Annotated in this window: 10 protein-coding genes; 8 read left to right on the top strand and 2 right to left on the bottom strand. The window is 38.4% G+C overall.

Translation table 11 applies throughout. The features are described from left to right. The first annotated feature begins 6 nt into the window (after positions 1–6). Both RI845_RS15755 and RI845_RS15750 read left to right on the top strand, forming a co-directional pair. Entirely contained in the window at positions 7–1,152 is a 1,146-nt protein-coding gene (locus RI845_RS15755) for a DUF1501 domain-containing protein (protein ID WP_348387125.1), read from the top strand. A 164-nt stretch (positions 1,153–1,316) separates the two neighbouring features. After that, positions 1,317–3,467 (top strand): multiheme c-type cytochrome, encoded by a 2,151-nt coding sequence (locus RI845_RS15750; RefSeq protein WP_348387124.1) that lies wholly within the window; start codon positions 1,317–1,319, stop codon positions 3,465–3,467. A 3-nt stretch (positions 3,468–3,470) separates the two neighbouring features. Here the strand turns inward: RI845_RS15750 and RI845_RS15745 are convergent, their stop codons facing one another. Further along, the gene (locus RI845_RS15745) at positions 3,471–4,103 is read right to left on the bottom strand and encodes a lytic transglycosylase domain-containing protein (protein WP_348387123.1); all 633 of its coding nucleotides are present in this window, start codon (positions 4,101–4,103) and stop codon (positions 3,471–3,473) included. An 84-nt stretch (positions 4,104–4,187) separates the two neighbouring features. Beyond that, entirely contained in the window at positions 4,188–4,346 is a 159-nt protein-coding gene (locus RI845_RS15740) for a DUF2496 domain-containing protein (RefSeq protein WP_348387122.1), read from the bottom strand. Between the two features lie 239 nt (positions 4,347–4,585). On the opposite strand from RI845_RS15740, the gene RI845_RS15735 reads away from it, so the two are divergent. From RI845_RS15735 to RI845_RS15710, 6 genes are read left to right on the top strand one after another with little or no spacing between them, the layout of a single operon-like run. Continuing rightward, complete coding sequence (locus tag RI845_RS15735; RefSeq protein WP_348387121.1) at positions 4,586–5,287, top strand: ATP-dependent zinc protease family protein; 702 nt, start codon at positions 4,586–4,588, stop codon at positions 5,285–5,287. A gap of 2 nt (positions 5,288–5,289) precedes the next feature. Further along, positions 5,290–6,786 carry an inactive transglutaminase family protein gene (locus RI845_RS15730; protein ID WP_348387120.1) on the top strand — a complete coding sequence of 499 codons (1,497 nt, stop codon included), beginning with the start codon at positions 5,290–5,292 and terminating at the stop codon, positions 6,784–6,786. Positions 6,787–6,795: 9 nt separating this feature from the next. Further along, positions 6,796–7,746, top strand: a complete 951-nt coding sequence (locus RI845_RS15725; protein ID WP_348387119.1) for an alpha-L-glutamate ligase-like protein — start codon at positions 6,796–6,798, stop codon at positions 7,744–7,746. Next, positions 7,721–9,532: a M3 family metallopeptidase gene (locus tag RI845_RS15720; RefSeq protein WP_348387118.1), complete on the top strand. Its 1,812-nt coding sequence runs from the start codon at positions 7,721–7,723 to the stop codon at positions 9,530–9,532. Before RI845_RS15725 ends, RI845_RS15720 begins: the two co-directional genes overlap by 26 nt. Further along, complete coding sequence (locus RI845_RS15715; RefSeq protein ID WP_348387117.1) at positions 9,516–10,619, top strand: DUF3541 domain-containing protein; 1,104 nt, start codon at positions 9,516–9,518, stop codon at positions 10,617–10,619. The genes RI845_RS15720 and RI845_RS15715 overlap by 17 nt, the downstream gene beginning before the upstream one ends. Then, the gene (locus tag RI845_RS15710) at positions 10,619–11,734 is read left to right on the top strand and encodes a DUF3541 domain-containing protein (protein ID WP_348387116.1); all 1,116 of its coding nucleotides are present in this window, start codon (positions 10,619–10,621) and stop codon (positions 11,732–11,734) included. Before RI845_RS15715 ends, RI845_RS15710 begins: the two co-directional genes overlap by 1 nt. Positions 11,735–11,739: the final 5 nt, after the last annotated feature.

Below are 11,739 nucleotides of genomic sequence, written 5' to 3'. Positions count from 1 at the left end.
ATAATTATGAAAAGACGTCAATTTATTAAAACACTAGGAGCCTCAGCATCCCTAGTTTTAATGCAAACTCCAACATTGGCAGCTGTAAATAAGCTAACAAGTAAGCCGAAAAAAGTGGTTTGGGTTATCTTGCGCGGAGCAATGGACTCATTGCATACAATAATTCCTATTACTGATAAAAGCTATCCAAGCTTAAGGCCTAAATTAGCATCAACAATTGCTAATGATATATTACCTTTGTCAGCTGACTTTGCTCTGCATCCAGCGTTAAAGCATATGCATGGTTTATATGAAAATAAACAACTTCTACCGATTGTTGCCGTTGGCTCTGGTTATCCTCAACGATCCCATTTTGACGGCCAAGATTATTTAGAGAGCGGTTTACCAAGCATGGATCATGATACTGGTTGGTTGGGACGAGCATTAAACGAAATTAACAATGACACCAAAGCTTTAGCGGTCGCTAATTCTGTACCTATTAGCATGAGGGACAGCGAAAAAGTTAGTACTTGGTATCCTGCGAGATTAAAAGATGCGGATGAAAATATATATGAAGCACTGATGGATTTATACCAAGGTGATGAATTGTTGTTTTCTCGTTTACAAGAAGGCTTAAATACTCAACAAATGGCTGGCAGCACTAATACAAAACGTAAGGGAAAATTTGTAGATCTTGCGAAATCTTGTGGCAAGTTAATGGCAAATGATAATGGTATTGATTGTGCCATGCTGGAAGTTGGTGGTTGGGACACCCACAATAACCAAAGCTTTAGATTAAACCGTCAACTTAACGAGTTGGATCAAGGCATTGCAGCGATACAAGCAGAGTTGGGTGAATATTGGCAAGATACAGTGGTAATGGTCGCAACTGAATTTGGTCGTACAGCTAAAGAGAATGGTACTGGTGGTACTGATCATGGTACTGGTAGTGCAATGTTTATTGCTGGCGGAGCAGTGCAAGGCGGCAAAGTATTAGGTAAATGGCCGGGGTTGGCTCCTGAACAATTATTTAAAGGCCGTGATTTGATGCCTACAACTAGCACCTTTTCTTGGATTGGCGCGGTATTGCAGCAACATTGGCAATTAGAGCCTAAGAATATTGCAAATGTATTTCCAGATAACCCGGCGTACACAACACAACTTATTCGTTAGCAAGAGTTCAGCTCTTGAACATTAATTTTAAGGGGATAATACCTTTTGCCAGTTCTTGTAAACCTATGCGAACTCAAAATTCTCGCTGAATTGTGAATTTTGAGGTAGCATGGCTATCGTTTCCAATTCACTTATCATAATAAAAACAACAGATAGGCTTTTTCGTGTATTTTTTTAATTCTTTAAATAAACTTTCTTTTGTCATTCTCGCAACCGTCGGCTTTTTGCTTTCATCCAGTGTAACCGCAGATGAGAACCAAGCTTGTATCGACTGCCATCAAGAACAAACAACTCAGTGGCAAAAATCAGATCATGCCAAATCTATGGCTATTGCAGATAAACAAAGCGTAGTAGGAAACTTTGATAAACAAACGGCAGAGCATTATGGTCAAAAAGCTTATTTTTATCAGCAACAAGACAAATACTTTGTCGATATATCCTACGATAAAAAAGTTCAAACATTACCAATCACTTATACGTTTGGACACTATCCGTTGCAACAATATTTAGTCGAAACTGAACCAGGACGTTTTCAAGTTTTACCTTTTGCTTGGGATGCTCGCTCTAAAGAAGAGGGAGGGCAACGTTGGTATCATAACTATCAAAATGAAGAAATAAAGCCCGAAGATAGGCTGCATTGGCGTCAACCGCTGCAAAATTGGAACGGTATGTGTGCCGATTGCCATTCAGATGGCTTGAAACGAAACTATGACATTGATAACAACAAATTTGATTCAACCTTTACCGGTATTAATGTTGGCTGTGTATCATGTCATGCAAATATGAATGGCCATGAAAACAAGAAGAAACCGACTAAAATAGCACAAGGGGGATGGCAGAGAACTGCAGGCGAAAGCACCGCTCATTGGGTTGGTGAAAAACGTGATAACAGTTTTATGGATCAATGTTTCTCTTGTCATGCGTTACGTGCACCATTAACTGACGGTATTGACCCAAGTAAGAAGTTCCTCGATCAATTTGCGCCACAATTATTACAAGCTCCTATGTATCATGTAGATGGTCAAATTAAAGAAGAAGTGTATGTTTATGGCTCATTTTTACAAAGTAAAATGTATGCTAACGGCGTAAACTGTATTGATTGTCATGATCAACACACCATGAAAATTAAAATTCCAGATAATGGTTTATGTTTGCAATGTCATGCCAGCGAAGTGTTTGATAAACCTGAACATCACCACCATGAACAAGGCAGTGATGGCGCACAATGTGTAAGTTGTCATATGCCCGAAAATACTTACATGGGTGTAGATGATAGACGCGATCACAGTTTTAAAATTCCTCGTCCAGACTTATCAGAAAAATTCGCCAGTCCTAATGCTTGTACCACATGTCATGAAAGCCAAGATAATAAATGGGCAGTTAACTTACTTAAGTCTTGGAAAGTTAAACCAAGAGTCGACAGTAAAACTAGAAAAGATTTTTGGCGTTTACAGCAAGGCCAATCCATTACCCTAGAGCAGCACCTTGCAATTGTTAACGATGAAGGCATTGATGTCATCAGCAGAGCAACGGCATTGCAGATGCTAGGGTTCAGTACTGAGCAGTTAAGCCATCAATTGCTCAAACCATTTGTTGAACATGACGAAGACTTACTTCGTCTTGCTGCCGCAGGCACCGCCTCATTGATAAATCCAGGCTTTAGAGCAGAGTTATTAAGCCCATTACTTAATGATGAGCTAGCAGCAGTTCGTGTTGCAGCAGCTCGCTCGCTGATGGATGTGTATATTCCAGACAGCGACAAAGCGAGCTTTAAAAAAGCCTTAAATGAGCTTATCTTTTCTAATGAGCAAAGTAGCTGGCGTGGTGAAGGTCATTTAAACCAAGGCATGTTATCTATGGTCAAAGAAGACATAGTTGCCACTGAAAAAGCTTATTTGAAAGCAATTTCGGTCGATCCTTATTTCGATTCTGCTTATTCAAATTTGGCCGAATTATACCGAACTCAAGGGAAAACAAACCAAGTCGTTGCCGTTTACAACAAGGCATTAAAAAATATTCCTACCTCGGCGGTATTACATTATGGTTATGGCTTACATTTTGTCCGACAAAAACAACTAGACAAAGCAACGTCATTGTTTAAAAAATCAATGACGTTATCACCTCAAGAACAGCAGTATGCCTATATTTATGCTCTTGCTATAGATGGGAGTGGCGATACGGTAAAAGCAATTAAATTATTAAGAGAGATGGTTAATGTTTACGCACAAAACCAACAATTAGTTGAATTGGGATTGTCGTTGTCTCAAAAGGCAAAAAGTAGAGTAGACTTTGATTACTTTATGGCGCTCAGGTAAGTGCTAGCCATTTTGTCGATATCTAGAATGTAATATTTTAACCCTATCAACATAAACTAACGTTTCTCCATATGGTGGTACGCCACCATATTTTTTTACTGCACCTTCGCCGGCATTATAAGCCGCGGCGACTAATTTAATATTGCCCCGATATTTTTTTAACAGTTTGGCTAAATGTTTTACACCGCCTTGAATATTATCTGCAGCTTTTAAAGAATCTTTAACACCTAACTCTTTCGCGGTTGCAGGCATTAATTGCATTAAACCTTGGGCACCAACCTTAGATGTGGCGTTCTCTTTAAAGTGTGATTCTGCATGAATGATTGCTCTGATTAATGCTGGGTCTACATTATGCAAAAATGCATTTTTTAAAATTAGGTCATTATATGAAATGGTATTTAATGGGGTTTTGTACCAGTTAACCATAGAGTTAACATTACAGGCAAAACAGCCTACTTGGACGATTTTATAACGTACATTTTGCGGCTCAATATCAGAAAAAGAAGGGATGCCTTGTTTTGATTTATATTTATAAACCAATGGACTATTGGCATAGCTTGCAGGGATCAACAATAGGCCACTCAATGTAAGTGCTGTCGTTAGCCATGCTTTAATTGTTGATGAGTTAGTTCGCAATTTATTATTCTTTTTGTATTTTTTAATGTTTAAAATTCAATACTGAGCACTTAATTATAGCAAGTTAATCGTAACTTGCAGAAACTAAGGTGCAATTGAAACATTATCTCTCTTGTTTTCAAAGTCTTGAGTTACAAGCGTTAAGGCTTTTAACACAGTATCATTGTCTAATTCATGCTCTTCGAGTATTTGAATTAAATCGACCGCCAATTGAATATAAGCTGGGGCATTTTTAAGCGTCATGGCATTTCTCTTATTATAACTAACTGTTTTGTATTAAAAATATACAAAGCTTTGTAAGGCTTTTAGTCGAGCCTTTTCCTCTCGATTACTCCCAGCCCTTATTTTTAAAAGGAATGGAGCAAATGTATCAATTTAGTGTAAAGCTTTCGTACAACTTATTACAGTTAATAAAATAACATTTTGCTCAATATGTCTTAAAATTAAGAGACCAATTTCAATTATATTCAAAAGTTATCAATATGTTCAAAAACATAATGTTAGCAATTTCAATTATTGCTCTCTCCGGTTGTGTCGCAACAGAGAATTCCACTGCTCAACTAGAACAGGTAAATAGTAATATTACTAACCTTGAACAATCTCTCTCAAAACAAATTAACGAACGTTGTGAACAAGATAATCAACAACTTATTGCAGATTTAAAAGCGGCAATGATTGTCGACAAAAATAATGCTTCAGTACATACAGAAAAAGAGGTGGTATATGTTGAGCGATGTACAGTGAAAAATAAACAAGCATACCCGTCAGATAAAATATTAATCGGTGAAGTTGAAAATGTATTTTTAGTAAAAGAAAAAACGACTTTTGCCGCTAGGATAGACACAGGCGCAGATACCTCTTCATTAGGAGTTTACAATCTCACTAAGTTTGAACGTGATGGTAAAAAGTGGGTTAAGTTTTCTTTGCTAGCGGACAAAAATTCAAAAATCTTTGAGTACCCAATTTATGACACGGTAAGAATTAAACAGCAAAGTAATATGAAAGCAGAAGAGCGTCTTGAGATTAAGATATCGATAAAAGTTGGTCGTGAAGAATATCGCAATCAAACGTTTAATCTTGCAGATCGAAGCCATTTGGAGTTCCAAGTGTTAATTGGTCGTAATTTTTTAAAAGACATTGCCTTGGTTGATGTGAGTAAAAAATATTTACTAGGAGGAGAATAATCTTGACCTCTAGAACACCATTTTTAATCATTGTTTTTGCTCTTATCGTTGCTGGGATCAGTAGCATATATTATCGCCATGTTGAAATGGGAGTACCACTAACTGCGGGTGAACAAATAGATATTTGGCAAATCGAAGCGGAGATAGAGTTTACTGGAAAAAATGAACCGGTAAATGCCAAGCTAACCCTGCCTAAAGATCCAAAGTTTGAACTTGTTGATGAATTTACCGCATCTCCCGCCTATGGCGTACATGTCTTTAGAGAAGAAGATAAGTCAGAAGTTGTATGGAGTAAGCGACAGGTACAAGGCAAGCAAACGCTGTATTACCAGGCATCGTACAAACATACACTTAACCCTGTAAAAGAGCCTGCACCGGCCGATGAGGTTGTAGCAGAACTATGGTCAGAGCCTTATCAAAGCTCTGCACAAACCTTATTGAATAGTGCCATTGAAAAATCAGGCAACCAACAGTTTTTGGTGTTACAAATTTTAAATGTCATAAAGTCTGATGATCAAAATGTTGCGCTATTGCTATCAAAATATTCAAAAACTGAAATTTTTGTTCAACTCATGCAAATGGCGAAAATACCGGCAATGATGGTACGTGGTTTAGTACTTGAAGACAGTCGCCGCAACCAACAGCTGATCCCGTTATTGAAGGTCTATATTAACAATGACTGGCAAATGTTTGATGTTGAAAATGGTGAACTAGGCGATGAATTGCCTATTTTAGTGTGGCAACAAGATTCGCCTTCATTGCTGGACGTAGTAGGCGGCAGGAACTCTAAAATTCTCTTCTCAATAAGTCACAGCACGCAAAGCGCATTACAAGAAGCGAACAGCTCGGCGACTGAGGGGGACTTTTTTGACTTTGGTTTATATCACTTACCTATTGATGAACAAAACCTGTTTAAAGGTATTTTACTTTTACCAATAGGCGCGTTAGTAGTGGTGTTTTTACGAGTACTTATTGGCCTAAAATGTAGTGGTACTTTTATGCCAATTTTGATTGCTACCTCGTTTATTCAAACAGAATTAGTTAATGGTGTTGTCGGCTTTTTATTAATTGTGTCAATTGGCCTCATTATTAGATCGTATCTGTCGCATTTGAATTTGCTCTTGGTCTCGAGGATTTCAGCTGTAGTCATAGTCGTTATCGGTATTATCGTATTATTCACCGTTATTGCTTTTAGAATGGGGTTAACCGAAGCATTAACCATTACCTTTTTTCCTATGATTATTATGGCGTGGACTATCGAGCGCATGTCTATTTTATGGGAAGAAGAGGGGGGTAAAGAAGTACTGATTCAAGGTGGAGGCAGCTTAATTGTTGCTGTTATCGCGTATTTAATGATGGACAACTATTTAATACGACATTGGGCATTTAACTTTTTGGGTGTACATGCCCTGATAATGGCTGCCATTTTGTTAATGGGCCAATATACAGGTTACCGATTACTAGAGCTGCGTCGCTTTAAACCATTAGCGGAAGATTAAGGGGATAACATGTTTGATTTTGTTAGCCCGTTTAAATTGCGTGAACGTGGCATTATGGGGATGAACCAGCGAAACTTTTCTTACATTGGTCGTTATAACGATAGAGCGTTATATCCAAACGTAGATGACAAATTAAAGACTAAGAATTTAGCCATCGAAAGTGGCATTTCTGTACCTGACTTACTCGGTGTAGTGCGCTTTCAATATGAAGTAAATCGGGTTTTTGACATTCTTAACGAACACAGTGGTTTTTGTATAAAACCTGCCAAGGGCAGTGGCGGCAAAGGCATTTTGGTTATTTTAAAAACCGATGAAAATGGCTATATGAAAGCCAGCGGTGAGTATGTACCAAGAGAAGAGGTTGTTCGTCATATTACTAATATTCTTGCTGGTCTTTTCAGTTTGGGCGGAGCTGCGGATGTTGCCGTAATTGAAGCGTTGATTCAATTTGATCCAACCTTTAAAGGCTTAAGTCATGAGGGTGTACCCGATATCCGTGTCATTATTTTTCAAGGCTACCCAATGATGGCAATGCTACGTTTAGCGACTCATGCCAGTGATGGTAAAGCGAATTTACATCAGGGCGCTGTTGGTGTTGGTATCGACATAGCCACTGGTAAAGCAAAGCGGGCGGTACAATTTGATCGGCCAATAACACATCATCCAGATACAGGTAAGAGCTTTGCAGATGTTGCTATTGGTAATTGGGACCGAATGCTCACGCTTGCCGCAGGCTGCTATGAAATGTCTGGGTTGAAATACTTAGGCGCCGATATTGTGCTTGATAAAGAAAAGGGACCGTTAGTCTTAGAACTTAACGCTAGACCTGGACTTGCTATTCAAATAGCTAATGGGATGGGCATGCTGCCACGATTGAAACATTTGGAATCTTTGGATCACCGCCGCACTGCAAGTATTGAGGATAGAGTCGCCTATGCAAAAACTCATTTTAACGATTAGCGTTATTACTTTAACGTTAAGTGCAACATGTTTCGCTGATTCTGTATCCAAAGACGCTGCTTTTGGGGCCGATATTGAACAACGATGCCTGCAAATGACGTCAACCCTGACTAAGCCAAAAGCATTTTCTACAGAAGCTGACTTTGATGCTAATATCCAGCAACTTGAAGGGGTTTTAATTCCGGCAAATAATTTGTTATTTGAAAGTTACTTATATGCCAATGTTTCCCCAGACAAATCAATAATAGCTGCAGCGGAGCAATGCCAACTTACTACCAGTGCTAACATAGATAGTTTTATCGGTTCAGAGCAAGTTGGCGCTTTGTTAAAGAAAACTAATACACTCGCCAATACCGATATTGAAAAGCGTGTCCAAGAAAAGTATCAACGTTTAAATCAACAGCTTTCAAATAAGCAATATGCAAAGCTTAAAGCTGAAGCAAAAACAATTGGCGCGGACTTTCGTAAAGGCGTTAGTGTGAAGGTTAAAGATACCTTCGTATTGCCTGGGGAATGCGCCGATGGTTTAGAGAAGAAATATCAAAAACGTTATTTAAAAGACGGTCAGATGGTGGCTGAATTAAAAGGCAGTAATTATGCCACTTTTATAAAAAGATTGCCTGAGGAATCATGCCGAAAACTAGCATATAGCCAGTACCAGGGACGTCATACAAAAACCAATAAAGACAATTTATTGGCATTATTAGCGGCACGCAACAATAGTGCTAAGAGTTTAGGTTACCGCAACTTTGCCGAGTTATCGTTGCAAGATACTATGATAGATAACATTAACGATGTTGATGCATTTCTATCAAATATTGCCAAAGCACAACCAGCCACCTATGCCCCTTGGGACTATCGTTATATACCTTATGCAAAAACAACGAACAAAAAAGCTTCACCGTCTTTAACGCCTAAAGAAGCTCATCAAGGCTTATTTACCTTGTTAGAGTCTGAGTTTGGGTTAACCGTAGTTAAATTAGATGAGCCAGCATGGCACAACAGTGTTGCAGTTTATATGCTCAAAGAAGGCGATAATAATATTGGTAAGTTTTATTTGGACTTGTATTCTCGCGCGAATAAATACACTAAAAATCGTCATCGAGCAATTAAACGAGGTGTAACTGGTGTACAAATGCCAAGCAGTGCGCTTATTTTAAATTTACCTGAGAAAGAGTGGAAACAAACCCATGTAAAATCTTTTTTTCACGAATTTGGCCACCTTATCCATAACTTAGTTGCAACGCAAAAGTACCATATCATTGCTGGCATTAGCATCGAGAATGACCTGGTTGAAATGCCGGCTAAATGGTTCGAATGGTTAAGCTTTGACCCAAAAATGCAGCAACGAATGTTTGGCAAAGTTGTACTTGCCGGAGAGGCACCAGATTCTGGGACTACTTTTAATCTTCGACTTTACCGCGCAGGAATGGCGTTAGCGTATTTCTCTCAAGATGTTAATGGTGAAAATATTGAAAAGATTAACGCCAAACTCGCCCTAAAATACTTAGGCCATCCTTATGCTAAAGGTTCATCAAGCCAGTACAGTTTTAGTCACTTAGGCACATATGGCCCGAGGTATTATAGTTACATTTGGTCTGAAGTTGTGGCGCGTCGTTTACTGGAAGATTATTTTGCTGGCCGCTTTAGTGGACGAGATTATTTACATTCATTATTTGAACAGGGCGGTAGTATTGCCATGACGGAAATGTTTGCCAAATTGTATAAAAAACCTCTGACCTTACAAGATATTATTAAATGGGTGTCTTATGAAAAAACTCTGTAATGCACTAATCGTTTCGCTTTTTCTCTTTGGCACTGCATGTAGTGCAGATAATAGTGAAGAATCAACACTGTTGAGTTATGAAGACGTCTCTGAGCGTATACAAATAACTTTCGAAAACAACTTATACCAATTGCCGCCAAGAACCCAGGGGCATTATGGTATTCGTTTATATCGAATGACTGGTGATAAAAAATATTTGCCTGCCGCACTGTATGATTACTATGTGGTAAGCGACAGAATGCACACTATAGTGCCGTATTTAAATGATGAAGGATATATTGAAACCAGCTCTAAACGTTTAACCGATGCGATGAGTAAAGGCACGCGTGGAAAGGCGCGTAGAAAAGCACTAAAGAAGTTTCCTGAATTTATATTTTACGCCGATGAATTGCTGCGTTATAGCTCTCGCCTTGATGCCTTTGGGGTTGAATTGCCTGATACCGTGATGGATACCTTAAAAGGCTACGATTTTCTGCCCGGGCTAACCGACAAAACCATGATCAGAGCTTGGGCGGCGCAATTGGCAAATTATGTGTACTGGCTAAAACAATTAGGCATTGCAGATTACTCAAAACAATACAAAAAAGCTTTTTTAGAAGCTTATCCTGACAGTGAAGACGAGCAGTTAAGCAAGTGGCACTTTAGAAATAAATTGTATGGATTAACACACTTTATATTTGCCGCTTCGGGTTACTATCAACACTATGTATCAACCGACGAATTTGGTTGGATATTAGATTATTTTGAGGAAAATCAGCAGCGTGTCTTAAAGGATGCAACCGATGATATCACTGCAGAAGTTGGCATAAGTTACCTATTGATGCAGAAAAAAGATCACCCTATGGTTACTGAAACTAAAGATCGCTTGGTTAAAGCATTTAATGTCGATGCCGGCATGGTGCCATCGGTGTCGGGAAAGATAGATTTAGCCACTGGTGAGCATCGGAATGTACTTACGTATATGTTGTTTACTTGGCCTGAAAAAATGACTGAAGGGCCTTATTTTCATGAAATTAACTCAGTTAAAAAGTACTTACCAACGAATGACCTTGAAGAGCATGAAAATGAAACCGACGGGGATCGATAATGGAGCTTAGTAAAATGTTATTAACCAAGAAAATAGGCGCAATATTTTTTGTAGCTATAAGCCTGTTATCAATGCCAGCAGCATCTGACAATGATAATAAAGATGTTAGCGCGCAAGAGATAAAAGATAAATACCTGGCAACGGCAAATCGTATACGCAGTAATTATGATAGTAATTATGTAAAGCTCAGTAACAGTGCGCAAAACCATTATGCGGTGCGTATGTATCGTTTAACCGGTGAGAAATATTATGCTCAGCAATCGGGTACAGAAGTTTATCAAATTACCGATAGATTAAATTTCTATTTGCAAAACCTGGATTCAGAAACTTGGCGCAATAAGCAAGCACAAGCGATGATTGATGCATTACCTAATACCCGTCGTGGTAAACTTAGACAAAAAGCATTAAAGGGCACTGAAGATAGACGTTTTGCTTTATATCTGGTTTATCAAATGGCTAAACTGGATGAGTATGGTATTGAACACCCTGGTCATGAAAAATTTGTCGCCTATTTAAAGCAAGCTGATTTACATGACTTACTGATGTCTGCAGATTTTATCCATGCCTATGCGGCGCAAGTGGCCAATTATGTATATTGGTTAAAATATACAAATGTTGTCGATTGGACCGAAGATTTAAAGCCAGCATTTGAAAATGCCTATCCAGATCATCAAGATGATGAATTAAGTAAAAATGAATTTAACAATAAACTTTATGGCTTAACCCATATCGTACTTGCCGATAGCAATTACTATCAGCAAAAAGTGAGCCTGAGTGAGCATGCCTGGATATTAGATTATTTTGAAATGCGCCAAGACAGAATTGTTGAAAAAAGTAAGGAAGATATTCAAGCTGAAATTGGCTTATGTTTTCTACTTGCCGGGGTTGATGACCATCCAACATTAAATGCAATGAAGCAGGTTATTAATGATGCAGTCCATCCAGATAAAAATATGGTGCTGTCAATTAGCGGTAGTGATAATTTAAGTTTAGGTGAGCATCGAAATGTATTAGCATACGCACTGCTAAATTGGCCTGAAAAACTACACCTTGGTCCTTATCTAATGAAAGATAAAAAAATGAAAGCAAACCTTCCATTGGTTTATCAACAATAATCGAA

The organism is Thalassotalea nanhaiensis, assembly GCF_031583575.1.
Lineage (GTDB): Bacteria > Pseudomonadota > Gammaproteobacteria > Enterobacterales > Alteromonadaceae > Thalassotalea_A > Thalassotalea_A nanhaiensis.
Note: the sequence above shows the minus strand (reverse complement) of the source record. Positions and strands in the feature narration are given on the sequence as shown.

What these genes read in the sequence shown, in the direction of transcription:
- RI845_RS15755 (WP_348387125.1), top strand. Translation starts at nt 7, where the DNA reads ATGAAAAGACGTCAATTTATTAAAACACTAGGAGCCTCAGCATCCCTA.
- RI845_RS15740 (WP_348387122.1), bottom strand. Translation starts at nt 4,346, where the DNA reads ATGACGCTTAAAAATGCCCCAGCTTATATTCAATTGGCGGTCGATTTA.
- RI845_RS15735 (WP_348387121.1), top strand. Translation starts at nt 4,586, where the DNA reads ATGTTCAAAAACATAATGTTAGCAATTTCAATTATTGCTCTCTCCGGT.
- RI845_RS15725 (WP_348387119.1), top strand. Translation starts at nt 6,796, where the DNA reads ATGTTTGATTTTGTTAGCCCGTTTAAATTGCGTGAACGTGGCATTATG.
- RI845_RS15720 (WP_348387118.1), top strand. Translation starts at nt 7,721, where the DNA reads ATGCAAAAACTCATTTTAACGATTAGCGTTATTACTTTAACGTTAAGT.
- RI845_RS15715 (WP_348387117.1), top strand. Translation starts at nt 9,516, where the DNA reads ATGAAAAAACTCTGTAATGCACTAATCGTTTCGCTTTTTCTCTTTGGC.
- RI845_RS15710 (WP_348387116.1), top strand. Translation starts at nt 10,619, where the DNA reads ATGGAGCTTAGTAAAATGTTATTAACCAAGAAAATAGGCGCAATATTT.